Genomic DNA, 24,504 nt, shown 5'->3' on the forward strand with positions numbered 1-24,504 from the left:
GCCGTGACCCGCCTCGACGAGAAGATGGAGTCGCTGCACCGCCTGGTCGACCACACCTCCCAGCCGAGCCGCCCGGAGTCGCTGGACCTCGGCGCGATGTACGAGTCACTCGTCATCGGACGCTGACCGCCGCTACCCGGGCCCGCGAGCGGCGATGCGACAGCCAGGGCGGGGCTCAGACACGGCACCTCTGGCGAGTCGACCAGGCGAAGTAGATCTCGCTGGCACTGCCGATCCGGGTGGTGCCGGTGGCTACGCAGGTCTGCCCTTTGCGGCCGTCGGTGTAGTCGATGTAGACCTCGACGAGGTGTACGTCCGGAGGACAGTGGTTGTACAGGCCGTCGTTGCCACGCTCGAAGTAACCGCAGGGGTCCACGGCCGCGCTCGCGGGTGTGGCGAGCACGCCGGTGCCGGCGAGGGCGAGCGCGGCGACCGCGGTGGCGATACGGGACAAACGCATGGTCTTTCCTCCCCAGAAGTCGATGTTCACCCTTTGAACGTAGAGAGGATTCTCGTTGCCGGGCAACGGTTTCATGCTCCGCTGAAGTCCCCGGCCGAACAGGCTGCGCCGCTTGGGGGTCAGTTACCCCATGCCTCCGTACCCTCCGTACGGGTCGGGTGGGGCCTGGACCGGTTTCGCCTGCTGGACGTCGATGAAGGGGATGGCGCCGTTGTTGAGGGGGTCTGAGGTCTGTTTGCCGATGTAGGTGCCGGTGATCTCGCGCCAGGGGGCGGGTTGCAGAACTGGCGGAAATCCGTGGCTCGCGGTGGGTGTGGCCGTGCCCCTCGGGACCGCTGTCCTGGATCGTGAGCCGTCGGCGCCGCTCGTACCAGACGGTGGCGATGGCCGCGACGATGAGGACTATGCCGGTCCCGAGCTCCGGCCTTCACGTAACGCAGGTAAAGGTCCGTGCTGCCGGCGTACAACACGGCCCCTCCGAGGAGGGACAGCAGGACCGCTTGCGCTTGCCGGTTCACAGCAGGACCGCCCCGGTCAGCGCTGAGACCAGGACAGCCAGCACGAAGGTGCAGGGGGCGAACCGGAGCGCGAACCCGCGGCCGAACGTGGCCGCCTGCATGCCGAACAGTTTCAGGTCGATCATCGGTCCGACGACCAGGAACGCCAGCCGGGCGGTCAGCGAGAACTGGGTCAGGGACGCCGCCACGAAGGCGTCGGCCTCCGAACAGATCGACAGCAGGACCGCCACGATCGCCAGGGTGAGGACCGACACCACGGGGTTGGCAGCAGCCGGTGTGCAGCCAGCTTGCCGGGACTATGGCTTTGAGTGTGGCCGCGGCCATCGCGCCGAGGACGAGGAAGCCACCGGCATGGACGAAGTCGTGCCGGACCGAACCCCAGAGTGAGTTAGGTCGGACCACCCTCCCAGACAGGGCCGATACGGGCCCTGAGCAGGCAGACGACGGCCCGACCTCTAACTAACTCCTGATCAGCGGCCGGTCACAGCGTGGCAGTCCTGTTGAGGGTCTATGCGAAGTTTCCTGGACGGCGGCGAGCAGGACGCTCGGGCCAAGGTGGAGCGGCTGTGGGGCCGTCAAAACCAGGGGACGAATAGGGGACAACCAGCTGTAGATGGCGAGACATCGCAGGACACAGCGGGACAGACAGAGATCAGCCCGGCGATCTGTTTGCGCAGGTCACCGGGCTGTTTTCCCAGGTTGTGGCGGGTGACGGATTTGAACCGCCGTAGCTTGCGCGGCTGATTTACAGAACGCTCACCCCGCAAGATCGATATTGCTTCTGACCTGGCCGTACACGCGGTACCCAGGGTCCCAAGTGTGCCCACGGCCCACGGATGGCCCACGCTGGGCTTCGTCGTGGGCCATCCGTGGGACCAGCAGGCGTTACGCGATCAGCGATTGGGCCCAGAGACATATGCCCTGGGCCACAACCGTGTCGTTTAGCGGAAGAGGTAGTGGATGACCTGGCCCACCACGAACAGCATCACCTGGATAAGCCGTGTGGTGCGAACCTCACGGCGGTGGACCCGGCACCTGTGTCCACGATTGAGAGCCCTCTTGGGCATTGCGCACTTCCTTTCCATCCGGAAGCAGGCACACGTCACCTGGGGAGATGACTTGTAGTCGCCTGACCAGCCGTTAGGCTGGATGTAAGCTCGTGCGCATACGGCCATCATGGCAGTGGGCAAAGTCGTCGGTCAAACGTCAAGCGGGTGTGCTGGTCAACCTTCGTTGTGGGCCATCCGTGGTGGTGGGGTCGCTCACAGCCCGTTCAACCATCGCTGCACCCGTTGGCGGGCCTCTTGTTCTCCGCCGTCGAGACACTTCGCGTAGACGCGCAGCAACACGGCGACGCTGTGTCCGGCCCACTCGGCGACCCGGGTTGGATCTCCTGTTGCGTTGAGCCACGTGGACACGGCGGCATGGCGAAGGTCGTACGGCCGCTTGGCGAGCGGAGACACAACCACTTCGGGAGTGAACGCAGCCGCGCGGGCCTTGGCCCATGTCCGACCGTAGACGCTGCTGGACAGCCACCCGTCTCCGCGAACCGCACGGAACAGCCGGCCGTCGGGCGCCGTGCCGAACGCGGCGATGTGGTCATGCAGGATGGCGGTCAACTCATCCGAGCAGGGCACTGGTCGGCCCTTCCCGTCTTCCCGGTGTTTAAGGCTTCGCTGTTCACCTCGTGTCCTGCTGTCGGTCCATTCCTCTCCCACTTCTGGGGCGGCACGTTCCAAGTGCAACTCTCCCCATCCTTCTTCTGGAAGCGAGAGGTTGTGTTTCCGCAGATTCACAGCTTCCTCAGGCCGTAGGGCGGCGAAGTACATCACCGCGAAGAACGCTACAAGTTGCGGATGGATGTCGCGAACAGCGGAAAGTAGTGTCCGCGCTTGTACCGGGTTCGCCACCGATCGCCGATCGACCTCGTGAAGAACAGACTTCTGTTTCCGGGCCTTCACGTCACCAATAGGGTTGCGGTCCAACAGTTTGCGTTCCACGGCGTAATCAAGCGAATTTCGTAGTGTCGTGCGACGCAGTCGCACGGTATCAACTGCAGCGCGTTGACCGTTCCGGTTTCTGTCGAGCGCCGTAAGCAGCGCCCGAAGTTCGGCCGCGTCGGCGAGAACGCCCACGGTGGGTGTGTTGTTGCGCAGCCATCGTATGGCGCGGGAAATTTCCTCGGGGTGCTGTTGGTCGCGTCGATTCTTGTTAAAGGCAGTGCGTAGCGCCCTCGTTGTTGTCGTGTGGTCTGGGCGTCCGTTCTGGTCGGGTATCAAAGCGCGGGTGATGGACACCAGAGAGTCGGCCGCGCTTTTCCTGCTTTTTGGTGCTATGTCGTTCCATTTAAGATCCACATAGGCGCACGCGAAGTCAAACCAGGACATTGTGTCTGTGGTCCGGAGCATCGCAAGGGGAAGCCCTTTGGTCACGTCGAACGGTTGGCCGTCTTTGGCGGCCGACATGAGTGTGGAGCGGAAACCGTCCGCCTGTGTCCGGATCTTGAACGACTCGTCAAACCGTTCGCGACCGACCATCCATCGCACGACGTAGCGCGTTGGTTTCCGGCTGCCATCCGGTTGAGCCTTGTAGCGGGTCTGAATGCTCCACACCCGCACGTTATACGTGGATGTCATTAGGCAGCCTCCCCGCACGCGTCGTACCAGGCGTCAATGTCACGCCGATCGATCCGGATCTTGCCGTTTGGTAGCCTGTGTACGCGTGGTGCACACCCCTTTGTCAACCAGTCGTAAAAGGTTGACCGAGAGATCTTCATTTCTGTGCAGAATTCGGCGACGGTCAGCCGCTCTCGCGCTGCGCTCACAACTCCCCCTAGTTGTCGTCGGTCATAGGTGGCAGGTACCGGCCCCATGCGTCGGCAAGCCCGGCTTGTGTCGTGTTTGGGTAGGTGACGTATCCCTTCAGAGTTTTTCCGCCGCTGTCGAACGACGTGGGTCCGATGTGGTAGCGGCTCAATTCCTTTGACAGTCGCCGGGCGTCCATTGGCCTGCCGTTGTTGAGTTCGCCCCACGGTGACTCTTCGTTTGAGCACAGGGCGTGAAGGATTTCAGTAGTAGCCATCCGGTCGGTGTTGTTCTGCGTAAACAGGGCGCGTAGGTCAGCGAGCAGTTGCACGCCGGTCGATATCGGTTGGGAGCGTGCTTGCTGTACGAAGAACACGGCCGCTTGTCGTGCTGTGTCCGGCCAATGACCTCCGGCAGCATCCGCAATCGCGAGCAACGGTTCCCAGGCTTCTTCGGCCCGGTCGGCGACGCCGGGCGGCATGACTGGCTCTGCGTCACCAAGTTGTTCGCCGATGCTGGTGATCCACGTGTCTAGCGCGTCGCGGATCGGTTCGGCCTCACGCTTGACCCGCTTTTCCTTGTAGCTCTCTACGTGTTGGTCGTGGCGGCGCTTGCGCAGGTGGATGGTGATGGCGCGGGTGGTGATGGTTGGGGGCATGCATCCGACTAGTCCTGCCAATGCGGTGGGCGCGAAAGTCGGGAGGCGGTCCACGGTGATTCCGGTAGCGGTATCGCCCTTGCATTTCGGGATGGTGTTGGTGCGTTTGTACCCGCCATTGAGCATGCCCCGGACGTCCTCGTTGCCGGAACCGCCCACCGTGAAGATGGTGTCGACTTCGTCCAGCAGGATGGTGATCGGCCCGGCGGCGACCATGCGCACCAACGCGGCGGCAGAGCCGGACATGGTCATCTCGGGTGCTTTGGTGAAGTGCTGGGCTACCTCAAGGACGCGGGTCTTGCCCGACTCTGGTTCTGCCGACGACAGGATGAGTCGCGGTGTGGTGTAGAAGTGGTCTGCCGCCCAGGTGTGGGCGTACCAAAGCGCGAGCATTGGCGCGCAATGCTTGTGCGGGAACACAGAGAACCGGGAAACGAACGTGGTGAGGTCGTCCAGAATCTCGGCACCTGTTTGTGGCCGAGTATCGACCAGCCGTAGCGCATTCGTCATCGGCTTGTCTCCCGTGGATTCTGGTTGGTGGTCACGCGGCCGGCTGGTGTCGGTCGGCGGTGTGGATGAGTCGGCCCATGTGTTCGGCGATGTCGGGGAGGATGGCGTTTCCGAGGGCGCGACGTCGGTCCATCCCTCGGGGAATCCCATGAGCCACTCCGACAGGGCGGGGTTGAGTGGGCCAGGTCCTTCCCGGTTGCGGACGGCGTCGCGCAGGTTCCATTGGTGGCGTTTGCGGCCCAGTCGTCCCGATCCGGTCGCGTCGGTGGCTCTGGGTGTGGGCCACTCCGAGCAGCCGTCGCCGCATGTGTGGGGCACCCACTGCACAAGCGGTGGCCCACCCCACGCGGTGGCGGTATCCGGCGCGAATAAGGTCCGTGTGGACGATGTCCAGTCCTCGGGTGAGCAGACCGGACACGTTTTCCCACAGGACCCATCGGGGTCGCAGGGCGAGGATGACGGCGTGCATGGCGGGCCAGAGCCATCGTTCGTCGTCTTGGGCGAGGCGTTTGCCTGCTTCGCTGACGGGTTGGCAGGGAAATCCGCCAGCCACCAGGTCGACGGGGGGCCGGGGTTGGCTGTGCCACCATGCGATGGCGGTGCGAACGTCGTCATGGCGGGGTACCTCCGGCCAGTGGCGGGCGAGTACGGATCGGGCGTAGGGGTCGATCTCGACTTGGCCGACCACGGTCATGCCGGCGCGTTCCAAGCCGAGTTCCAGGCCGCCGATCCCGGAGAACAGCGACAGGACGTTGAGACGGGCGGTCACAGCGGGACTCGTTCGTCTCGGAATCCGCCGGTGATGGCTTTGCGGATGTCGCGTTCGGACTGTTGCGCGGCGTGTCCGGCGTCGGTGAGCACCGCGACAGCGGTGGCCCGGTCCAGCGCGTCGGCGGCGACAATGCGGGCTACGCCGCGTGCGGCGCCGTAGAGGGTGGCGCGTCGACGACCCTTTGGTGCACCCCGCACTGTGGTCAGCAAGGCGTCCAGCAGCGCGTCTGGGTCGGTGATCCGACCCGGTTCCGTGCCAGCCTGCGGGACCGGACCACCGGAGGTGGTGATGCCGGCCGTTTCGTGACGTGGGCGTGGGATCGGTGGCGCGTCCACAGCGTGTTGCAGGGCGGGTGGCATCTGGCTGACCTGGTTGCAGCCAGCCAGCCATCGGTATGGCCGGCGGGTGTCCGGGTGTACCGAGGGTGGGAGGACGACGTAGCCGCCGTCGGCTTTGATGTCGACGCCGTCCACGCCTGGCAGGGGCCGTGAGGTGACCGGGTGGCCTGGGTGGCGGTAGTAGAGGTGCCAGCCGTAGTTTCCGGTCCCTACGGCCACTGTGGGGGTCATGAGGTCGGGGTCCACCCGGCCGCCGTGGCCGGGGTCCACGTCGACCACGAGCAGGCCGGAGACGGCGCCGGTCCGCAACGCGAGCAAGCCACCCGGATTAGTGGTGATCATGGCTGTGAGTCGGGTGTGGTCGGTGGTGGCGGCGTAGAACCCGTGGCATGTCAGGCACTCGCATGCGTCCGGGTCATGGGTGGCCGGGTCGGTGTCCCGGCAGGCGTCACAGTTGGCCAGCGGTCGTTTGGTGCGGCCCAGAACGAAGACCGGCAGTCCGCGACTGGCGATGTGGAGTGCGGCGGTCAGTAGCTTGTCGGCAAGACCGGACATGACTGTTCCAATCTCTGTCACTGTCGGTAACTGACAGTGGGTGTGCGAGGGTGGCGCGATGGGCGCCGGGCGCCTCGCGTGGGTGGATGAGTGAGGGATGAGCCGGGGATGAGTTCGCCCCGGCGGGGATGAGTTGCCTCATTCCCGGATGAGCTGGGTTGACCTGCGCGAATGAGCGGAATGAGGGGAATGAGTGCCTGCCGCAGCCCGCCTGGTCGGCCCGTCAGGGGGCGGGTGCGGGCTGCGGCCCGGCGCTCATTCGTCGTGCTCGGTCTGCTCGGCGTCGCGTCGGGCGAGCGTCTCGGCGACCTTGCCCGGGTCGACCGGGTAGATACGGTCGGTAGTCGGCACCTTGTAGCCGTGACCGGCGAGCAGGTCGACCACGTGGGCGATGCGCCACTTCTGGTAGCGCGTCCACCGGGCGGCCAGCCCTTCGGCGATCGCCGAAGCGCGGGGGTGCTGCTCGCCCTCGCGCGGCGTCGTCTGGTTGGCCACGGTGAGGATGTCGGCCAACGCGTCCCGCTCAACCGGAGCGGCCTGCTCGGCGACCGCGCCGCCCCGGGATTCCAGTGCGCGGGCCACGATGGCCTCTTGCTGGGCGCGGCGGATGTAGTAGGTGCGCACCGTGCCGGGGTTGTCCATGAAGTTGATCCCGATGAACGTGCCGACGTCGTTGAGCTTGTCCTTGGTCTTGGGCTTCAACCCGAGTGCGCTGATGCCGTTCTCGTGTGCCTTGTCGCCCAACACGATGTTGTTGCGGGTCTTGTCGGCGATGGCGTAGCAGGCGCGGTTGCTGGTGACCGCGACCAGGTCACGCGGCAACGACTGGTCCGAGGGCACCGGGGTGGCGAACACGCAGGTGATGCCGTACTTACGGGCTGCGGAGAAGAACCGGACCATCATGTTCACGACCTGACGGCGCATGTCCGGGGAGTCCTGGCGGAAGAACGACTGGCATTCGTCGATCACCACGATCCGGGGCCGCAACCTGGGTTCCTTGGCTGCGGCTTCCCGGGTGACGCTGGTGATGTCGTGGTCTTGCAGCAGCCTGCCCCGTTCGGACAGTTCGGCGTGCAGCCCGGCGATGTGATCCAGGCAAGCCTGTACGTTCTCAGCGGTGTCGCCCATCACGAACGTGTTCAGGCACGGCTTGAGTACGTCGTAGTCGGCGTTCTCAGCGAACACGAACACGTCGATGTCCACCAACGGGTCCAGCACCGCACCGGTCAGCAGCGCGAGAATCAGTGTGGACTTGCCGGACCCCATCGCGCCGGACACCACGTAGTTGCGCTCGAAGGTCACCCCGGTCACCTCGGCGCCCCGGGGGCTGACTCCGACCGGGAACCCGGTCCAGAAGTCCGTAGTGCCCTCTTCCAACAGCGGGTAGTCCGGGCAGGGTTCGCGCAGGACGCCCCGGTCCAGCCGGAACAAGTCCAGCACGGTCGGGTCGTCCTCGCTGGGCTCCAGGAACAACTCAGCCGGGATGCAGGACAGGTTGTGTGCCAACGTGGTTTTCGCCTTCTGGATCGCGTCGACAGCAGCGCCCATCGGCAGCCGCAACTGTGCACCCCAGCCCTTGGCGGCGGGCATCGGCGGACGCACCCAGGCGTGATCGGTGTCCCGGTTGGGCCAACCGTCCTTAATGGCCGCGTTGAGGTAGCTGTTGCCAATGGTGCCCAACGCCTTGACCAGAAGGTTTTCGGTCAGTTCGGCTTGGGCCTGCCTGCCGCCGTCACGCCGCAGATGCGCCGGGAGTACGTACTCGCCCAGTCGCTTGCCGTCCTTCCACCGGCGCCGCAGCCACACCGACACCACACCCGTGCCGATCAGCCACGCGTACTCCACAACCGAGGCGACGATCGCGGCGAGCCAGTTCATGATCGCGCCGAGAGTGCGCAGCACTTCGGTCGCGCCCCACTCGCCGAACCAACCACCGAACCCGTTGGCAATCCCCAGAACCAGGGCCACACCGGTCAGGACGATCACCACGATGGCGACCTTGCGGGTGACCGTCCACACCAGTTCCACCCACGTCAACAGCGTCTCCACACGCGACCGGCGAGACTCAATGATCTGCCGATTGAGTGCCTCAACCCGTTCCAGCTCACCGGTTTCGCGTGCCATCGCGCGAGCGGCCTTGAGGTCGGTCTGGTGACGTTCAGCCTTCCGGCGATGGCGTTCGGCGTCCATGCCCTTGCACAGAATCGCCCAGTGGCGCCGCACAAACCGCCATGTGCGGCCACTGCGGTCCCACGTCGCCGCAGCGATCACGACCAGATCACCGGTCAGCGAGCGCTCACGCCGTAGACGCTGGTACTCCTGCTCATCAACCAGTTCAGCGTCCACGATCACACTGGGCGCTACCTGCGTGCCAGGCTGCCCGGCACCCGTGGCCGAATCGGCCGGCGGTTTGGCGGTGGGGAACGGCAGCACAGTGCCAGGCGTGTCCGCTCGGGGGTCGGTGCTGGTCATCAGTGGTTCCCTTCGTCGTGGATCAGGTGCAGCAGCGCGGCCCCGCATCCCAGGACCACCACCGGCAGGCACGCGACGAACGTGGTGATCAGCCAAGGGGCGGTGGTCATGTTGGCGGCGGACATCAGGTGGTAGGCGACCTGCCCGGCCATGCCCAGGCCCAGTGAGCCCAGAGCGGAGACCATGGCGAACCGGCGGGTCTTCTGCGAGAGAACCTTGCTCGACAGCCACACACTCATCGCGAACGCGGCATACGCCTCGACTCCGATCGGCAGCGTGATGGCGGAGTTGACGACCAGGCCGGCCCAGATGCCCGGCAACAGCTGGATCGGGCCGAACCCGGTCATCCGGCCCAGACCCACCCAGCCGCCCCAAATGGCGACGAACGCGGGCAGAGCCAGCAGAACCAGCGGCCACCGCCGGACCCGACGTACCGGACCCGACTCGGTCACCGGAGTCGGCGCCGATTCGGTCGGCGAACCCTGCTCCGCTGTGGGTGGCGTACCCGGGTCTGCGACCGGCGTGACCTGCGGTGAGTCATCAACAGGCGCCCGGTCGTCAGGGCGGTCGGCAGCCGGTTCAGTTCCCTGCGTGTCCGACTCAGTCTCGGACTCAGGCTCTGGGACCGAACGCAGAGCACGAACCGGCCCGGTGCTCACACCGCCCGGCGTCTCAGGCCCGGTATCCGTCGTGTCGGCAAGCGCGTCACGGATCGCCGCCGCTTTCGGCGCACCCACCTTGAACTCACGCATGATCTGGTTGCGAGACGGCACCTTGCCCAGCTCCGACACCCACTCACGAACCCGGGGCAACAGTTCCTCAACCGATGCCGGGTACGCGCTTCCCGTGCTCGCAGTCATCGTTGGCCCCCTTCGGTAGTGCTCATCCAGACCCGGACGCCGGGTTGTTCACCACGAGCAGCGGCGCGGGCATGCTCGCCCGCGTCCGCAATGCGTTCGCTCACTTCTGCGATCAGGGCGAATGCCCACGTGACCGCACGCATCAGCAGCGTCAGCACGGTCACGATCACGTACGCGATCGCCGCCGCCAGGCTCATGTGGCGTAGGGCGGTTCGGGTTGTCGCTGTGGCTACCATCGGTGTTCTCCTGACAGTTGATGAGGGTTGGGAGACCCGGCCCGGTGGGCACGTTCTTGGCGGTTCGGGCCGCCGGGCCGGGGCTGGTCAGCCGCCGTAGGAGGCTTCAAGATCCTTTATCCGGAAGGCGTGCCACTCGCTGGCGTGGCGCTCGCAGTACGGCGTGTCCATCACGATCACGATCTGCCCGATCATGCGCGTGTAGCGCGGCTCATCGCAGTCTTGCTTGTCGCATACGGTGTTAGTGAACTTGCTTCTATTGATCGTCTTCACAGCGTCACTCCACTTGAAGTAGCAACTTATTTTCACAGCTCAAGTCATGTCTATTTCGGACATGTCTGGTAAGCCGCGGGGACATGGGATTGCTGTCCTTTTCGGACCGCCGGGCCTAGGTGGAGATCAGTAACGGAGGCTCGAATCGGTCTCAGACGTGACACTCCGGGCAGTTCGCAGCCAAGACGTCCCAGTCCATCGGGCACGTCGCGTCCGGCCCGCAGAAGGTGCAGGTGTCTTGCTGGTTACAGGGGAAGTCGATGTGTCCGCGCTGGTCGCAACCGAACATCGAACACAGGTCGTGGTGTGAACAGTGCGGGCCATAGATGATCACGGGCGGTGTCCTTTCTGGATTCACGAGCGGTAGGTCACGCCGCGATCGGTGCGGCATCGGTCGCAGTGCGGGCGGATTCGGCTTCCACGCAGGTGAAGCACTTACCCAGCGTGGGATGAATGACGTAGAAGCGGTCATGGCCGCACTCGGGGCACAACCGGCGAGCTAGGTTGGCTTTCGCCAGGGCTCCCCACTTGCCGGGGGTCATCGGCCGGACTGGTTTCGCCAGCGCGATCAGGTAGAGGTTGGCGAACATCTTGCGCATGCCCTTGCGGCTGAAGAAGTACAGCACCGCCACCGGGTCCTGACCGCCCGGCCGCAAACCCATGCGCCGTAGTTGGCCTTTGGTGGCCAGCAGGTTGCGGTCAGCGGTGTTCCAGGACATCAGCGGCAGGCCATCGTGGGTACCGCGCGTCAACTCCTGGGCGTCTGACCATGGCACGTCGGCCCAGACCCAGGGGTATTGTCGGCCGCTCACGAGTCGGCCACCCACGTGCGGATCTCGTCGGCCACCGATTTCGCCGACCGGCCATAGGTCAGGCGTGTGAGCTGGTAGACCCAGCGGCCCGCGAAGTCGAAGTACAGCCGGACACGCTCAGAGCCGTTCAGGCTCACGATCTGGTACGTGATCGTGTTGTGCTGGAACTGCCAGCAACGGCCGCCGGTCAGGGGAACGGGCGTCAAGCCGGTCATGGTCGTCATGCGACTTCCCGCCCGTCCGGCCGGACCGCCACGCGAGAGGTGGTGGGCAGGGTGCGCACGATGCCGCTGACGGTGCTGCGCTCGATTCGCCGGTGACGACGCCACACGGCCGGGCCGTCCAGCAAAGTCGAGGTCGGCCCAGCCGTGGCCTCATCGGCGGACTCGAACGCCTCTGCGATCAACAGGTCAATGTCCCGTTCGGTCAGGCCGTCCGGGTAGAAGTTGTTGCCGTGCATGGTAATTAACTCCAAGAAAGTAAGACGGGAAGGGAAACCGACCCGGTGGGTATGTGCTTGACGTCTCATCTCCCAGATGGGGAAAGCGCAGTCAGAAGGTGAGGCCGTTGGCCGGTCCCCAGGTGCGCAGCCAGGTCGTGACGCTGGAAACCGGGTCGGTCCAGGAAGTAGCGGGGTCGGCGTCGAACGCGCGGCCTACCTTGACGGCCATGCTTTGGTCGCTGAAGTTCAGCGGGAACTTGGCGATCACGTCTGGGCCGGTACGGATGGGAGACCAGCGGCTGAAGTCGATCGCCACGCCGGTTTCCCCGTTGGGCACGACGAGCGGGGCGATGCCGAGACGAGGATTGATCGGGACGAACGGCGCCGGAAACTCAACAACGGTCCCGTTGCCCAACGTGATTTGAAAGCCGACGTTGCCTACCGAGATGTGGTCGGGCAGCTGGTGTACGTAGTGGCCAACAAGCTTGATGTACGACATGGTTTCTCCTGATTTGGTTGGTGTCACGACAAAACAAGGGGCAGCGCCGCTGGTCCTTGACGACCCAGACCAAGACGGCTCGGTCAAGGGGTTGGGTGAGGAGGCAGGCCGCAGCGGTCGCAACGGCCGAACAGGTTGAGGAACTCAAACCAGTCGTCGCACCCCTTGCACTTTGCGGGGTTGCGCGGCGAGTTCCTTGTCGCATGGCGTGCTTGCTGCAGGATCTTCCATCCCGACATTGGTCAAGCTCCTTTGCGTAAAGACGTGGCAAGGATTGGGAGATCCGGCCCGGCGGGCACGTTCTTTGGCGGTTCGGGCCGCCGGGCCGGGAGATTCACTACTGGGTGCCGCGCGTCACGCGGCGGCCGTGCCGGATCGCGATTGCGACGTCGTTGCGGTCACCCGGCGAGAGCTCCCGCAACACGCCCTGTCGTGTGGCTTTCGGGAGCCGGTCCCAGATCGCTGCGGTTGTTGCTGCGTACATGTCGTCAATCTCTGCGTCGCTGAGGTCCTCAGACATCGGTCAGACTCCTGTAAGTCGTAGTGAAAGTGTTGGGGTTGAACAGAAAGCGCGGTCTTCAGACGTTTTGGCGTATGTCTATCCACTGTGGAGTTAGTGAACTCGCCGGGCAACGGCCCGGTCGGAGCGGGATACGACCGCTCAATAGTCCGAAGAAGGCATGCGGAAACCCCGCAACACAAAGGGAAATCAGGGAACCAGCAGCCTGGGAGACGCCCGGAAAGAGCTACGCCGGGCATCCGGCCGGAACGCTGGCGAAGATCAGGCAGACAAGGCCTTAACGAAGTCGGCAAAACCACCGACGACAGTCGTAACGAGATCGGCGGACTCAACCGGGTACCTGACCACCAGTGCCACAACGGCGACGAAAACCAGCAGAGCCACAAACTTCCGCTTCTTGCTGCCACCGCGAACGAGCTTGAACTTCGGGGCGGCGGTCTTGGTCCTGGCCATTCGAACCCTCCGAGGCTTGGAGCCTGACGCCCTTCCGGGCCGGACCTCTTCAACGTATACGAAGCTTCGTATACGCACAACCCCTACGTATACGAAGCTGGTAGGGTGTGTGAGGCAGCAGCACCGACCAGGCGGCATGCAGTCGAAAGGATCAAGCTCGATGACAGACCCGGCGTACGTCTCAATCGCAGGCGAGTACGCGCGGAAGATCCGCAACGGCGAACTCCCACCCGGAATCCAGCTACCGAGCTATGCAGAGATCGCCACCCGGCACGGCGTCTCAGACATCGTCGTCCGGAAGGCTCTGGACCTACTCCAAGGTCAGGGACTCGTACGATCCGTACGGCGACGCGGCATCTTCGTGTCCGACCGCCCCAACCTCGTTCGCATCTCCCCAGAGCGTCAGATGGAGAGCGCGGAAACGACGTTCAGCAACGAGTCCACTCAACAGATTCAGGTTGACCGCGAAACCGAATCAGTTCCGGCCACTGATGAGCTAGCGGGGAACTTTGGCGTAACGGTGGGCGATGAGCTCACTCACGTCGTAACTCGTGCATCCGAAGATGGTCGGCCAATATCAATTTCGGATACGTTCCAGCCATCGAACGTATCCGGAATCTCCGCAGCAACCGATCTGGAGGAAGCTATCGCCGATCAGCTTCCAACGCCAGAGCATGCGGAATGGCTGGGAACGACACCAGGAGATCTGGTTAAGACCGTGCGTCAGAGATTCATGACGGCCGACGGTCAAGTAATCATGATCTCGAATATTTCGTATCCGCGCGATCGATACGACTCGTTCGTGTTTCGAATGAAGCTGTCAGCCGACGCCTGAAACTGTACACAGACGCGGAAGTCTTTTGAAGCCTGACTGGGTCACTCTGGCGCCCAGTCAGGCTTCTCTCACTTTCGCGCCCACCCCTGTGTCACATCACACAGATTCCACCACGACACATACTGCTCATCTTGTGATTCAAGCGTCCATGCGGTCGACAACGCATCAAAGAACGCGTCGTCTCCAGTCTTCCCGCCTTGTGGCTCCCCGATGAATACCAGACGTTCGCCGCCCAACCTCTCAAATTCGCCAAGAGCTTGCGACGCCATCGTGCTACCCCACCCAGGAGGCCAACACAGGAACAACACGTAGTCCGTAGGATCAGCAACCCGATTTGAGAACTCCTCAAGGTTGCCAACGTGGTGCCATACATCCTCCTGCCCGGCGACCGAAGGAAAGGACACGTTCTCGACCTTGTTGGGCGGTTCCGAGTCGTACGCCTCGACAACAAGCCCTGCCGTTGCCAGCTGTGCCGCCCAATACGCGCGACCAGCACCCATCTCTACTATCGGTCGGTCTGCGCAGAACTGCGACATCCATTCAACGGTCCCTGGCGACGGGATTGCGTAGGCATAGGTAGCCTGCAAAATCATTTGTGCGTACGCCAGCCTAGGGCTTCCATCCGGGCGACCGCCGTTGACTACTTGGCGACCTTGATACTCGAATATCGACGGCGCAACGATGTCCCAGTACGGGTTCGTACTGTGCGCAGCGCCGCCGGTAACGTAGTGAACAAACCTCAAATCGAATGCCGCGTCGGCGGAATCGTCGCCTGTACCCCGTAGCTGGGGTGCCATATCTAGATACTCGGCTACCTTCGGATATTCGACACGAAGTCGCTGCTCATCATCAAGCAATGCCGCTAGCTCATTACGACGTTCCACGGTCAGCTTCAAGTCGGCCACAGGCTTAATTGTCGCATGCCTGGATTGCAGCCTGTCTATCAACGCCCCTTGGCACGAAAAGACGATAGGTGGCGCCGTGGGCGCCGCTCTTGTTGGTCGGGTAGTTGTCGTTGTGGGTTGCGGTGTTCGACCCGGCTGACCGGACCGGCCTGCCGGCGGGGACCTCTCGGGCATCGGTGATATCGGTAAGTCGGTAAGGCTGCAGGTCAGAGGCATGTTGATCAGTAATCCGGTCGGTAATCCTCGGTAAGGTGGCCCGCTTAGAGCGGCTGTATCGCCTGGGGACGAACATCAAGGCCGATGGACGGTGCCGCCATCCGTTCGCACAATTCGGTCAGCGACGCGTGACCGCCGCTTCGAGCCGGAGGCCGCTGCCGGTGATGGCCAGCAGCACGGCCAGTACGTTCATCTGCGCGTTCGGCGACGAGCCGACCATTTCCAGCAGAACGATCACGAAGGCCGCGACCAGCAGCATGGTTCCCAACGCAGCGTTCCAAGCTTCCTTGGTGCGTTCGTTGCTTGTCATGAGCGCCATACTGCCAAGAGGTGACCCGTGACGTGCGTGATCCGTTCCTGTTGGCCGTTAGGTAATGGTTGTCGTCCACCCGGGGCCCGTCGGACATCGGTGATATCGGTAATCTCGGTAAGGTTGCAGGTCAAAGGCATGTTGATCAGTAATCCGGTCGGTAATCCTCGGTAAGGTGATCTAGCCCCTTGCCGATGTCTGCCCTTCCGGGCGTGGATCAGGGCGACCAGGGATGAGATGCCCCGCCCCCATTTGCTGCGTGTTGGCCTGGTTGCCAGGCCTACCGGTTTGTCACGGGGGCTGGTAGGTGGGGGTGGCGCGGTGACGGCCGCCCGGCGGGGGGCGGGGGCATCTCACTGACCTAACCCCAGCGTGACCGCCACCAGTAGGCGTAGCCAGTGACCGGGTGGACGACTACCGTCAGCGTGATGCTGGCGTAGATCACCTTACCGAGGATTACCGACCGGATTACTGATCAACATGCCCCTGACCAGCAACCTCACCGACTTACCGATATCACCGATGTCCTACTCGGCCGACTCGTCGTCGTCCGGTTCGATGGTGATGCCCCGATCAGTCAGAAGCGCCTGAACCGCGCGCTTGAGCCACCTCACGTCATCGCGAGTTTCGATCACGGTGGTGATGATCGCGGTCACGTCCTCCTCGACACGCTGCGCCCGCGACTCCAGACCGCGCACCCTGGCCTCAAGGTCAGCGAAGGTTGTAGCCATGACCGTGAACACTACCCATCCCGCCCGTGCTTGGGTGGACTGAGACAGCGCGAGGTCACCTCGTTCCCGGGGATCGGCAGCGTGACGGCGTATCCGACAGGCTCCCGGCATGACAACACGCCGTAGAGGCACACGACCACATACCCCCTGATCAGGGGGCATCCAGGCGACCACGCAGAGACCCCCGGGGATTCAGCCTCTCTTTATCGCCCACATTGCCGACGGCACACCCGGCGAGTCATGATCGTATTACCGAGGATTACTGACGAGATTACTGATCAACATGCCTTTGACCTGCAACCTTACCGAATTACCGATATCACCGATACCCGAGAGGTACCCCAGACCGTCCTACCCCGGACGGCCGGGCCGGGCAGCGCAACCCACAACGACAACCACCCGACCAACAAGAGCGGCGCCCACGGCGCCACCAATGTCGTTGCGTTGGCGACGGCCCCCACGGGATGCAGGACCGGGGGTGGGATATGGCCCACGGATGGCCCACGGACAGCCGCTCACGGCTGGATACGGCCGGACATCCCGTACACCACAGCAAACGACCCCTTGACCTGTCTTGCCTGGTCAGGGGGTCGTTTTCCCAGGTGTGGCGGGTGACGGATTTGAACCGCCGTAGCTTGCGCGGCTGATTTACAGTCAGCTCCCTTTGGCCACTCGGGCAACCCGCCTGGGTAGGAGAACCATACCTGGCCGGGTTGGGGTGTTGACGGGGGGTGTCCCGGTAGGCTCTTGGGGGCGTTTGGCCAGGAGTGAGTCGGAGGTGCGTGAGAGGTGGCGGACCCGTCGTTCGACGTGGTGAGCAAGGTTGACCGGCAGGAGGTGACCAACGCGATCAACCAGGCAGGCAAGGAGTTGTCGACGAGGTTCGACTTCCGTGGCACTGGGGCTGAGATCAGCTGGACCGGGGAGGAGTCGATCTCTGTTCAGGCGGAGACCGAGGAGCGGTGCCTGGCGGCCATCGAGGTCTTCAAGGAGAAGCTGATCAAGCGGGGCATCTCGCTGAAGGCTTTCGACGCTGAGGAGCCCAAGCCGTCGGGCAAGATCTACAAGGCGTCCGGGTCGATTGTCCAGGGCATCGCGGCCGACAAGGCCAAGGAGATCGCGAAGGCCATCCGGGACAACGGGCCCAAGGGTGTGCAGGCGCAGATCCAGGGTGACCAGTTGCGGGTCTCCGGCAAGAAGAAGGATCACTTGCAGGACGTGATCGCCCTGCTCAAGGACAAGGACTTCGGCATCGCCCTCCAGTTCACCAACTACCGGTGATGCGCGGGATCGTGCTGGCCGGGGGCAGCGGCACCCGGCTTCACCCGATCACGCAGGCGGTCTCCAAGCAGCTGCTTCCGGTGTACGACAAGCCGATGATCTATTACCCGATCTCGGTGCTCATGCTGGCCGGGGTGCGCGACATCCTGGTCATCTCCACCCCTGCTGACCTGCCGAGTTTCCGGCGGTTGCTGGGGGATGGGTCGCAGTTCGGCGTGCGTTTCGAGTATGCCGAGCAGGCTGCTCCCAACGGGCTGGCCGAGGCGTTCATCATCGGTGAACATTTCGTTGGTGATGATGATGTCGCGCTTGTGCTGGGCGACAACATTTTCTATGGCCAGGGGTTCTCGGGCGTGCTCAAGCGGGAGGCGAGCGCGATCGGCGGTGCCGTGCTGTTCGGGTATCCGGTCAAGGATCCGGAGCGGTACGGGGTGGGTGAGGTGGATGCGGCCGGCCGGCTTGTGTCCATTGAGGAGAAGCCTGCCGTTGCTCGGTCCAACAAGGCCATCACCGGGCTTTACTTCTACGACAACCAGGTTGTCGGGATCGCCAAGGGGCTCAAACCCTCGCCGCGGGGCGAGCTGGAGATCACCGATGTCAACCTGGCCTATCTGCGTCAGAACCGGGCCAAGCTGATCGATCTGGGCCGTGGTTTCGCGTGGCTGGATACCGGCACGCATGATTCGCTGCTGGAGGCCGGTCAGTTCGTGCAGGTCCTGGAGCACCGGCAAGGTGTCCGCATCGCCTGCCTGGAAGAGATCGCGCTGGTCATGGGGTACATCGACGCGGATCAGTGTTTCGCGCTGGGGGCGCGGCTGGCCAAGTCCGGGTATGGCGACTATGTGATGTCGGTGGCCAAGGCAGGGCTGTCGGCGGGGTCATCGGGGAGCTAGCGTCGGGCCGGCGTCGAGCAGGTCGTAGCCGAGTTCGACGTCGCCCCGGATCATCACGTCGACCGCGCGGGGCTCCCGCCGGCCGCCCATCAGCAGGCAGTACTCGGTCACGTCCATGGTCATCTCCACGGTGACGCCTAGGTCGGGTTCGCCGAGCGGCAGGGACCAGATGCCGCCGCCGTTGCCTGACAGCACAAGCCGTACGACGTTGCCTGGGCGTACAACTCGTCGGCATTCGGCGGCGTGCGGGAGTAGGCGTGCGGCGAAATCGGCGATGGTGTGCATGTGCGCGGGTGGCGGTGGGGGCAGGTTCTTCTGGGTGACGAGCGCTATGTCGCGGGCATGGATCCACGTTTCGAACGCGCGGGACACCATGAGGTCTGCGGGCAGTGGCCGTGTGACGAGTTCGTTGCAGATCGCGTGGGCTTGCTCGCGCCAACCGGGCCACGCGCGGTCTCGTTTACGCGGCATGGCAAGCAGGACTTCTGTCCGTGAGTCGGGGTCCGCGTCCGGGGCGACCGCGGGGTGGACGTGCAGGCCCAGCTTGTCGGCGACGAGGTTGTCCGTCGCGGTCAGGTGGATCACGAGGTCGAGCACGCTCCATTGATCGTGCGCGACCACGCCTGTCCATTGATGCGCGTCGAGTTCGTGCAGCAGCGCGTTGAGCGCTGAGACTGCCGCCGCGTACGCCTGGGCGTACGACGGAACAGGCTGTCTGCCGGCGACGGCAAGGACCTTGTCACGTATGGACTTTGATGGCTGAGCGTCAGACCGGGCGAGGCCCTCAGCTGCTGTGCTCAGTACACGGACCTCAGCGCGGCACGTTTCGCACGTACGTAAGTGTGCGTCGACTGAGCGGGCCTCGTGTCTGTCGCACGCGTGGACCGTCCACGCAGCCAACAGTGACGTCACCGTGGCGTGTTCGCTCACAGGTTGGCCGCCAGGTCGCGCAGGCCCGCGCGCAGCCGAGATTTCGCTGTATTCGCGGGGATGCCCAGTTCGATCGCCACCTGCTGATATGTCCGGCCGTGGAAGTACGCGAGCTCGATCGCCTGTCTGGTCAGCTCAGGCAGCGCGGCCAGCGCCACGGGCCGTTCCGGTTCCACTCGCTGCGCCGGAATGTTGTTGTCACGCAACCATTCCACCGATCTTCGGTGTGCCTGCATGGCCAGCCATCCTCGCAGGCTCGCCTGACCCGGATCGTAGGCGAGTGGCCGATCCCATAGGCCCACGAACGCCTCGACGGTTATTTCCTCGGCGACCGTCGCGTCGCATGTGACGGCGAGGGCGACTGCGTAGACCGTGCCGCTGTACAGGTCGTACACGTCAGCCAACGCGTCCTGGTCGCCGTAGGCCAGCCGTTGCCGGATGTCGCTGTCCCGCATGACTCGGACCATCCCAGTGGCGGAGCCGCAATTACACCGCCAGACGTCACAGCCGGCGGCCGGCGATGTCCTCCAGTCGCCGGATTCGGTCGGCAATCGGCGGATGGGTGTTGAACAACCGCGCCAGGTTCTCCCCGGACCGGAAGGGGTTGGCGATCATCAGATGTGACTGGGAGACCACGGCCGGCTCGGGCACAAGCGGCGCGTTCTGCGTGCCGCGCTCGAGTTTGCGCAGCGCCGACGCCAGGGCAAGTGGGTCGCCGGTCAGCTCAGCGCCGGATTCGTCGGCTTGGTACTCCCGCGACCTGCTCACGGCCATCTTGACCACGCCGGCCGCGACCGGGCCGATGATCGCGATCACCAGCATCGCCAGCGGGTTGGGCCGGTCTTCGTCGCCGCCGAAGCCGAAGATCATCGCGAAGCTCGCCAGGAAGCTGATCACGCTGGCCAGCGCGCCCGCGACGCACGAAATGAGAATGTCGCGGTTGTAGACGTGAGAGAGCTCGTGCCCGAGGACCGCACGCAGTTCGCGCTCGTCCAACAGCTCCAAGATCCCGGTGGTGCAGCAGACCGCTGCGTTACGCGGGTTGCGGCCTGTCGCGAAGGCGTTCGGCGCCTGCGTCGGGCTGATGTACAGCCGCGGCATCGGCTGACGCGCTGTGTTCGCCAGTTCGCGAACGATCCGGTACATCGCAGGCTGTTCCCATTGGGATACAGCGCGTGCACGCATCGCCCGCAGTGCGATCTTGTCGGAGTTGAAGAACGCGTACACGTTCACGCCGAGCGCGACGAGCACCCCGATGACTAGGGCCGCGGTGCCGAACAGCGAGCTGATCAGCACGATGAGGGCGCTCATGCCACCAAGCAAGAGCGCTGTCTTCAACCCGTTGTAGTGCTTGTGCACGGTCCCTCCTTCCCACAGTCCCTTGGAAAACAACGCTGTTCCAGGACGGGAAGTTCCTGTTAGGACCCGGCGTGACCCATCCGCCAGTACGTGGCAGGCCGCACACTGCCCCGCTCGACGCCCCGCCGGACCAAGGTTTCCCGCACGTCCTGCATCACCTGGCGCTCGCCGGCGGCCCACACTGCCGGCTTGCCCGCCGGGAACCCGGCCGCCTCGATCACCTTGACCAGTTCGCCCCGGTCCACCCAGGTCACATCCAGGTCCTGCTGCTCGTCGGCGTTCTCGATCTCGACGAACGCCTTGATCGTCGCGCCGGGCAGCTCCCGCATGATCGCGTCGATGGCCGGCAATGCTGTCTCGTCACCTATCAACAGGTGCCAGTCCGCGGCGGGATCCGGCCGGTACGCGGGCGACGGCCCGACGAAGATCACCTCGTCGCCTGGCTGAGCGTACGCCGCCCACCTGGATGCCGGGCCGTGATCACCGTGCAGCACGAAGTCGAAGTCGATCTCGTTGGCCACTGGGTCGTGCCGGCGGATCGTGTAACTGCGCATGTACGGCCGGACGCGTGACATAGCCGCTCGCGCGGTCTCCAGGGTCAGCGGTTCGGGCAGGTCAGCACCTGGTTCGTAGAGGTACAGCATCACGTTCTCGTCCGTGCCCGCGCCGACGAAGTCGTCGATCTGCGGGCCGCCGACAGTGATCCTGGCCATCCGCGGTGTCACTCGTTGCGTCCGGATCACCGGCGCCCGCCACAACTTGGTGGGCTGCCGCCGGGCACGCCGCCGTTCAGTACTCATCAGGGCCAAATGTACGGCCACGCCCGATTCCACCACGCGGATACGTAGTCCGGCATTCAACCGTACGGGCGTACTTCAGTGTGGCCGCGATAACAGGACGGTCTCGACGCGGTTGCTGACCGGATAAAGTCCATGTCGCGGCGCACTTCTGCCGCGGAATCTTCGCTGTCAGCCGGTTTCGGCGTGGAAACTTCGCCGTGCGTTCGAGGGGTTGGAAAGTGATCAACGTGACCTGTCCGGTACACCCCGAACGGTGCTGGTCGTCACCGGTCTGCGAGGTCGAACGGGACTCTGCGCCGTCGGAATGGGTGGCTATTTCGCCTGATCGGGGTACAGTGGCCCGACTAATCAAGCAGTGGTGACGCTGTGGTGATGTCGCGACGGACCCAAGATGCCCGTACCCCGGTCGGACGAGGAGGCGGCATGGCGGATCGGCCCGATGCCGTGGAGCCGGTAGATGAGACGCCGCTTGTCCGCCGATTCCGTCTTTTCTCGGTCAGCGTCGTGGTCCTCGGCCTGCTCGCGGCGGGTCTGGTCTCCTGGTGGCTGCCGCCTGCCACCTACGACAGCAGCCTGATCTGGACCGGCGTCCTGCTGATCGTCGGGTTCCTGGTCGCCGAGCAGTTGGCCATCAACGTCGACGTCCGCAGCGGCGTGAGCTGGTCGATCTCGTTCACCGAGATCCCGCTCGCGATCGGCCTGTTCGTCGCTCCCTTCGAACTCGTCCTGCTGGCGCACGTGATCGCCGGCGTCAGCACGCTGCTTGTACGCGGCGTACACGACCGTGTGCTCTACAACGCGGGTGTGCTGGTGATCGAGATCAGCACCGCGTTCGCCGTGCTGCACGCGTTCCAGCTCAGCTTCGACGGTCTCGGGCCGCCTTGGGCGGGCGTGTTCGTCGGTGCGTTCGCCGCGCCGATCTCAAGCACGCTGCTCGGCCTGGTCACCGTGCACGTCCTCGGCCGCCGGATGCGGCTCTCCGCGGGGATCCTGCTGGTCGGGCGCACGCTCGTGCTCGGCATGGTCAACGCCGCGGTCGGTGTCGTCGGCTATGTCGTCTCCGTCCAGTCCGTCGCGGGCTGGCCGCTTGTGGTGCTCGCTCTCTCCGGCTTCGCGGCGTTGTACGTCGCGTACTCCGGTCTGCTGCGAGATCAGCGTGATCTTGAAGCGTTGTCCCAGGTCAGCCTGATCGTGGCACGCTCCGGCCAGCAGGCCGCGGCCAAGCCCGCGACCGGCCTGGAAGACATCTCGGCCGGCGTCGCGAGTGACGAATGGCACGCGATCGCCGAACGGATCAAGGACCAGCTCGGCGCAGCCAGGGTCGTGCTGCACATCCGGTTCGACCCGCAGGCCCCGATGCGGACCACGGTCGCAGGCAACGACCTGCCGCAAGAGGCGTACGCCATCGACCTGACCGGCGCCAAGGGCGATCCGTTGCTGCGCCTGCCGGGTTCGCACGTGCGTCACTTCCGTCGGATCGACGCGATGCCTGAGATCCGTCAGTCGCTGCTCCGCCGTGACGCGACGGAAGCGCTTGTCGTGCCGTTGCGTAGCGCGAGCCACCTGCTGGGCGTCGTCGAGGCGCATGACCGTCAGAGCCGTTGGCGTGGCTTCGGCACCGCTGACATGCGCCTGATCGGCACGATGGCGAGCCACCTCGCGACCGCGCTGGACAACCGGCGACTGCTGTCCCGGCTGCGCCATGACGCGTATCACGACCCGCTCACCGGTCTGCTGAACCGGCCCGGTTTCCGTCAAGCGGCAACAGAAGCGCTTCGGGATGACCCACAGGCGATGGTCGTACGGATCGACCTCGACGTGCTGTCCACGGTCAGTGACGCGCTTGGCTACGCGTGGGGCGACCGTATGGTCTCCGCTGCCGCACGCCGTATACGCGACACCCTCGGCCCCGAGAGCATGATCGCCCGCCTGGAAGGCATGGCGTTCGCGGCCCTGCTGCACAGCCGTCCGATCGACGAGATGCACGCGCTCGCGGAACGCCTGCGGGACATGCTGATCGCGCCGTACGTGGTCGAACGCCTCACGCTCGACGCAGGTGCCGTTGTGGGCTACGTCTCCGCGACGATGGAAGACGAGAACACGGTCATCGACGTGGACACCTTGCTGCAGCACGCTGACGTGGCCGTACGGGCCGCGAAGGCAGGCGGCGAGCCGGTCCGCGCGTACATGCCGAGCATGGGACAGATCTTCCTGCGCCGGTTCCAGCTCGTCACCCAGTTCCGGCAGTCGCTGGAGACCGGCCAGGTCAAGGTCCACTACCAGCCCAAGGTCGCGCTGCCCAGCCGCAACGTGCTCGGCGTGGAGGCCCTGGTCCGCTGGACGCACCCGGAGTACGGCAACCTCGACCCGGACGAGTTCGTGCCCGCGATCGAGGCCGCCGGCCTGGTCGGCGCGCTGACCGGGTTCGTGATGGAGCAGGCGCTCACCAAGGTCCGCAAGTGGCTCGACAAGGGTCTGCGGATCTCCGCGGCGGTCAACATCTCCGTGCGCAGCCTCGCCGAACAGGACTTCCCCGAGCAGGTCGCGGACCTGTTGGGTCGCTACGGCGTGCCGGCCGAACTGCTGACGCTGGAACTGACCGAGTCCGGCGTGATGGCCGACCCGCAGAAGGCGCTGCCCGTCCTGCGCAGGCTGCACGCGCTCGGCGTGATCCTCGCGGTCGACGACTTCGGCACCGGCTACAGCTCGCTGGCGTACCTGCGCCAGCTCCCGGTGGACGAGGTGAAGATCGACAAGAGCTTCGTCTTCGGGATGGGCACGGATCTCTCGGACCTCGCCGTGGTGCGCTCGATCGTCGAGCTGGGGCACTCGCTGGGCCTGTCCGTGGTCGCCGAGGGCGTGGAGGAGGACGTGGCACGCGATCAGCTGTCCGCGATGGGCTGCGACGTCATCCAGGGCTACCTGATCTCCCGTCCGCTCTCCGAGAGCCGGTTGGAGGCCTGGTTGCAGGCTCGTACGACCAAGACGCCGGGCCGTATGGACGAGACCGTGCTCACTTTGCTGTCCTAGTAGGGACCCCCGGTTTTTATCCGCTCGCGGGA

Annotated in this window: 29 protein-coding genes and 1 tRNA gene; 5 read left to right on the top strand and 25 right to left on the bottom strand. The window is 64.6% G+C overall.

Annotated features, from left to right (window positions below; all coding sequences use genetic code 11):
• Positions 1-3 precede the first annotated feature (3 nt).
• Positions 4-126, top strand: coding sequence for a hypothetical protein (locus tag JOF56_RS59480; protein WP_281065436.1), 123 nt, complete (start codon positions 4-6; stop codon positions 124-126).
• A gap of 49 nt (positions 127-175) precedes the next feature.
• Here the strand turns inward: JOF56_RS59480 and JOF56_RS13825 are convergent, their stop codons facing one another.
• From JOF56_RS13825 to JOF56_RS13900, 17 genes are all read right to left on the bottom strand, one after another.
• Entirely contained in the window at positions 176-490 is a 315-nt protein-coding gene (locus JOF56_RS13825; RefSeq protein ID WP_209637821.1) for a DUF6355 family natural product biosynthesis protein, read from the bottom strand.
• Positions 491-974: 484 nt separating this feature from the next.
• Positions 975-1,232, bottom strand: coding sequence for a permease (locus tag JOF56_RS57875; protein WP_307855092.1), 258 nt, complete (start codon positions 1,230-1,232; stop codon positions 975-977).
• A 1,008-nt stretch (positions 1,233-2,240) separates the two neighbouring features.
• Complete coding sequence (locus tag JOF56_RS13835; protein ID WP_209637823.1) at positions 2,241-3,614, bottom strand: site-specific integrase; 1,374 nt, start codon at positions 3,612-3,614, stop codon at positions 2,241-2,243.
• Positions 3,614-3,850, bottom strand: coding sequence for a helix-turn-helix transcriptional regulator (locus tag JOF56_RS59485; RefSeq protein ID WP_209637824.1), 237 nt, complete (start codon positions 3,848-3,850; stop codon positions 3,614-3,616). The genes JOF56_RS13835 and JOF56_RS59485 overlap by 1 nt, the downstream gene beginning before the upstream one ends.
• Positions 3,811-4,860: a DUF3631 domain-containing protein gene (locus JOF56_RS13845; protein WP_307855093.1), complete on the bottom strand. Its 1,050-nt coding sequence runs from the start codon at positions 4,858-4,860 to the stop codon at positions 3,811-3,813. The genes JOF56_RS59485 and JOF56_RS13845 overlap by 40 nt, the downstream gene beginning before the upstream one ends.
• 121 nt (positions 4,861-4,981) lie before the next feature.
• Entirely contained in the window at positions 4,982-5,719 is a 738-nt protein-coding gene (locus JOF56_RS57885) for a DNA cytosine methyltransferase (RefSeq protein WP_307855094.1), read from the bottom strand.
• Positions 5,716-6,615: a bifunctional DNA primase/polymerase gene (locus JOF56_RS57890; RefSeq protein ID WP_245378257.1), complete on the bottom strand. Its 900-nt coding sequence runs from the start codon at positions 6,613-6,615 to the stop codon at positions 5,716-5,718. The genes JOF56_RS57885 and JOF56_RS57890 overlap by 4 nt, the downstream gene beginning before the upstream one ends.
• Positions 6,616-6,870: 255 nt before the next feature.
• Positions 6,871-9,087, bottom strand: coding sequence for a zonular occludens toxin domain-containing protein (locus tag JOF56_RS13855; protein WP_209637828.1), 2,217 nt, complete (start codon positions 9,085-9,087; stop codon positions 6,871-6,873).
• Positions 9,087-9,947 (bottom strand): vinculin family protein, encoded by an 861-nt coding sequence (locus JOF56_RS13860; protein ID WP_209637830.1) that lies wholly within the window; start codon positions 9,945-9,947, stop codon positions 9,087-9,089. The genes JOF56_RS13855 and JOF56_RS13860 overlap by 1 nt, the downstream gene beginning before the upstream one ends.
• A complete protein-coding gene (locus JOF56_RS13865) occupies positions 9,944-10,183 on the bottom strand; it encodes a hypothetical protein (RefSeq protein ID WP_209637832.1) in 240 nt (79 codons plus the stop codon). The genes JOF56_RS13860 and JOF56_RS13865 overlap by 4 nt, the downstream gene beginning before the upstream one ends.
• An 87-nt stretch (positions 10,184-10,270) precedes the next feature.
• Entirely contained in the window at positions 10,271-10,456 is a 186-nt protein-coding gene (locus JOF56_RS13870; protein ID WP_209637834.1) for a hypothetical protein, read from the bottom strand.
• A 368-nt stretch (positions 10,457-10,824) separates the two neighbouring features.
• Entirely contained in the window at positions 10,825-11,268 is a 444-nt protein-coding gene (locus tag JOF56_RS13875) for an RRQRL motif-containing zinc-binding protein (RefSeq protein WP_209637836.1), read from the bottom strand.
• A complete protein-coding gene (locus JOF56_RS13880; protein ID WP_209637838.1) occupies positions 11,265-11,492 on the bottom strand; it encodes a hypothetical protein in 228 nt (75 codons plus the stop codon). Before JOF56_RS13880 ends, JOF56_RS13875 begins: the two co-directional genes overlap by 4 nt.
• Positions 11,489-11,728: a hypothetical protein gene (locus JOF56_RS13885; RefSeq protein WP_209637840.1), complete on the bottom strand. Its 240-nt coding sequence runs from the start codon at positions 11,726-11,728 to the stop codon at positions 11,489-11,491. Before JOF56_RS13885 ends, JOF56_RS13880 begins: the two co-directional genes overlap by 4 nt.
• A 91-nt stretch (positions 11,729-11,819) precedes the next feature.
• On the bottom strand, positions 11,820-12,209 hold the full coding sequence (locus tag JOF56_RS13890; protein ID WP_209637842.1) for a hypothetical protein: 390 nt from the start codon (positions 12,207-12,209) through the stop codon (positions 11,820-11,822).
• 337 nt (positions 12,210-12,546) lie between these two features.
• Complete coding sequence (locus JOF56_RS13895; RefSeq protein ID WP_209637844.1) at positions 12,547-12,729, bottom strand: hypothetical protein; 183 nt, start codon at positions 12,727-12,729, stop codon at positions 12,547-12,549.
• 261 nt (positions 12,730-12,990) lie between these two features.
• Positions 12,991-13,182, bottom strand: a complete 192-nt coding sequence (locus JOF56_RS13900) for a hypothetical protein (RefSeq protein ID WP_209637846.1) — start codon at positions 13,180-13,182, stop codon at positions 12,991-12,993.
• 160 nt (positions 13,183-13,342) lie between these two features.
• Here JOF56_RS13900 and JOF56_RS13905 point away from each other — a divergent pair, with 160 nt between their 5' ends.
• Positions 13,343-14,017 carry a GntR family transcriptional regulator gene (locus JOF56_RS13905; RefSeq protein WP_209637848.1) on the top strand — a complete coding sequence of 225 codons (675 nt, stop codon included), beginning with the start codon at positions 13,343-13,345 and terminating at the stop codon, positions 14,015-14,017.
• A gap of 68 nt (positions 14,018-14,085) precedes the next feature.
• On the opposite strand, the gene JOF56_RS13910 is transcribed toward JOF56_RS13905, so the two are convergent.
• The 4 genes from JOF56_RS13910 to JOF56_RS13925 all read right to left on the bottom strand — a co-directional run bounded on the left by JOF56_RS13910 (position 14,086) and on the right by JOF56_RS13925 (position 16,865).
• Positions 14,086-14,922 (bottom strand): hypothetical protein, encoded by an 837-nt coding sequence (locus tag JOF56_RS13910; protein ID WP_209637849.1) that lies wholly within the window; start codon positions 14,920-14,922, stop codon positions 14,086-14,088.
• Between the two features lie 334 nt (positions 14,923-15,256).
• Positions 15,257-15,448, bottom strand: a complete 192-nt coding sequence (locus tag JOF56_RS13915; RefSeq protein WP_209637851.1) for a hypothetical protein — start codon at positions 15,446-15,448, stop codon at positions 15,257-15,259.
• A 527-nt stretch (positions 15,449-15,975) separates the two neighbouring features.
• Positions 15,976-16,179 carry a hypothetical protein gene (locus JOF56_RS13920; RefSeq protein WP_209637853.1) on the bottom strand — a complete coding sequence of 68 codons (204 nt, stop codon included), beginning with the start codon at positions 16,177-16,179 and terminating at the stop codon, positions 15,976-15,978.
• 605 nt (positions 16,180-16,784) lie between these two features.
• Positions 16,785-16,865, bottom strand: a tRNA-Tyr gene (locus JOF56_RS13925).
• A 103-nt stretch (positions 16,866-16,968) separates the two neighbouring features.
• Here JOF56_RS13925 and JOF56_RS13930 point away from each other — a divergent pair.
• Positions 16,969-17,460, top strand: a complete 492-nt coding sequence (locus tag JOF56_RS13930) for a YajQ family cyclic di-GMP-binding protein (protein WP_209637855.1) — start codon at positions 16,969-16,971, stop codon at positions 17,458-17,460.
• Entirely contained in the window at positions 17,460-18,353 is an 894-nt protein-coding gene (gene rfbA / locus JOF56_RS13935) for a glucose-1-phosphate thymidylyltransferase RfbA (RefSeq protein WP_209637857.1), read from the top strand. The genes JOF56_RS13930 and rfbA overlap by 1 nt, the downstream gene beginning before the upstream one ends.
• On the opposite strand, the gene JOF56_RS13940 is transcribed toward rfbA, so the two are convergent.
• Genes JOF56_RS13940 through JOF56_RS13955 form a run of 4 tightly spaced genes read right to left on the bottom strand, consistent with a single transcriptional unit; the run spans position 18,339 to position 21,442 of the window.
• Positions 18,339-19,265, bottom strand: coding sequence for a maleylpyruvate isomerase family mycothiol-dependent enzyme (locus tag JOF56_RS13940; RefSeq protein ID WP_209637859.1), 927 nt, complete (start codon positions 19,263-19,265; stop codon positions 18,339-18,341). The genes rfbA and JOF56_RS13940 overlap by 15 nt on opposite strands.
• Positions 19,266-19,279: 14 nt before the next feature.
• Positions 19,280-19,738, bottom strand: coding sequence for a sigma factor-like helix-turn-helix DNA-binding protein (locus JOF56_RS13945; protein ID WP_209637861.1), 459 nt, complete (start codon positions 19,736-19,738; stop codon positions 19,280-19,282).
• Positions 19,739-19,784: 46 nt separating this feature from the next.
• Positions 19,785-20,642 (bottom strand): zinc metalloprotease HtpX, encoded by an 858-nt coding sequence (gene htpX, locus JOF56_RS13950; protein ID WP_209637863.1) that lies wholly within the window; start codon positions 20,640-20,642, stop codon positions 19,785-19,787.
• A 59-nt stretch (positions 20,643-20,701) separates the two neighbouring features.
• On the bottom strand, positions 20,702-21,442 hold the full coding sequence (locus JOF56_RS13955; protein ID WP_209637865.1) for a siderophore-interacting protein: 741 nt from the start codon (positions 21,440-21,442) through the stop codon (positions 20,702-20,704).
• 423 nt (positions 21,443-21,865) lie between these two features.
• Between JOF56_RS13955 and JOF56_RS13960 the strand changes: the two genes are divergently transcribed.
• Positions 21,866-24,472, top strand: coding sequence for a putative bifunctional diguanylate cyclase/phosphodiesterase (locus JOF56_RS13960; protein ID WP_209637867.1), 2,607 nt, complete (start codon positions 21,866-21,868; stop codon positions 24,470-24,472).
• Positions 24,473-24,504 lie beyond the last annotated feature (32 nt).

The organism is Kibdelosporangium banguiense (assembly GCF_017876405.1).
GTDB classification, from domain to species: domain Bacteria; phylum Actinomycetota; class Actinomycetes; order Mycobacteriales; family Pseudonocardiaceae; genus Kibdelosporangium; species Kibdelosporangium banguiense.

What these genes read in the sequence shown, in the direction of transcription:
- JOF56_RS13835 (WP_209637823.1), bottom strand. Translation starts at nt 3,614, where the DNA reads ATGACATCCACGTATAACGTGCGGGTGTGGAGCATTCAGACCCGCTAC.
- JOF56_RS59485 (WP_209637824.1), bottom strand. Translation starts at nt 3,850, where the DNA reads ATGGGGCCGGTACCTGCCACCTATGACCGACGACAACTAGGGGGAGTT.
- JOF56_RS57890 (WP_245378257.1), bottom strand. Translation starts at nt 6,615, where the DNA reads ATGTCCGGTCTTGCCGACAAGCTACTGACCGCCGCACTCCACATCGCC.
- JOF56_RS13855 (WP_209637828.1), bottom strand. Translation starts at nt 9,087, where the DNA reads ATGACCAGCACCGACCCCCGAGCGGACACGCCTGGCACTGTGCTGCCG.
- JOF56_RS13860 (WP_209637830.1), bottom strand. Translation starts at nt 9,947, where the DNA reads ATGACTGCGAGCACGGGAAGCGCGTACCCGGCATCGGTTGAGGAACTG.
- JOF56_RS13865 (WP_209637832.1), bottom strand. Translation starts at nt 10,183, where the DNA reads ATGGTAGCCACAGCGACAACCCGAACCGCCCTACGCCACATGAGCCTG.
- JOF56_RS13880 (WP_209637838.1), bottom strand. Translation starts at nt 11,492, where the DNA reads ATGACGACCATGACCGGCTTGACGCCCGTTCCCCTGACCGGCGGCCGT.
- JOF56_RS13885 (WP_209637840.1), bottom strand. Translation starts at nt 11,728, where the DNA reads ATGCACGGCAACAACTTCTACCCGGACGGCCTGACCGAACGGGACATT.
- JOF56_RS13890 (WP_209637842.1), bottom strand. Translation starts at nt 12,209, where the DNA reads ATGTCGTACATCAAGCTTGTTGGCCACTACGTACACCAGCTGCCCGAC.
- JOF56_RS13895 (WP_209637844.1), bottom strand. Translation starts at nt 12,729, where the DNA reads ATGTCTGAGGACCTCAGCGACGCAGAGATTGACGACATGTACGCAGCA.
- JOF56_RS13900 (WP_209637846.1), bottom strand. Translation starts at nt 13,182, where the DNA reads ATGGCCAGGACCAAGACCGCCGCCCCGAAGTTCAAGCTCGTTCGCGGT.
- JOF56_RS13905 (WP_209637848.1), top strand. Translation starts at nt 13,343, where the DNA reads ATGACAGACCCGGCGTACGTCTCAATCGCAGGCGAGTACGCGCGGAAG.
- JOF56_RS13915 (WP_209637851.1), bottom strand. Translation starts at nt 15,448, where the DNA reads ATGACAAGCAACGAACGCACCAAGGAAGCTTGGAACGCTGCGTTGGGA.
- JOF56_RS13920 (WP_209637853.1), bottom strand. Translation starts at nt 16,179, where the DNA reads ATGGCTACAACCTTCGCTGACCTTGAGGCCAGGGTGCGCGGTCTGGAG.
- rfbA (WP_209637857.1), top strand. Translation starts at nt 17,460, where the DNA reads ATGCGCGGGATCGTGCTGGCCGGGGGCAGCGGCACCCGGCTTCACCCG.
- JOF56_RS13945 (WP_209637861.1), bottom strand. Translation starts at nt 19,738, where the DNA reads ATGCGGGACAGCGACATCCGGCAACGGCTGGCCTACGGCGACCAGGAC.
- JOF56_RS13955 (WP_209637865.1), bottom strand. Translation starts at nt 21,442, where the DNA reads ATGAGTACTGAACGGCGGCGTGCCCGGCGGCAGCCCACCAAGTTGTGG.
- JOF56_RS13960 (WP_209637867.1), top strand. Translation starts at nt 21,866, where the DNA reads ATGGCGGATCGGCCCGATGCCGTGGAGCCGGTAGATGAGACGCCGCTT.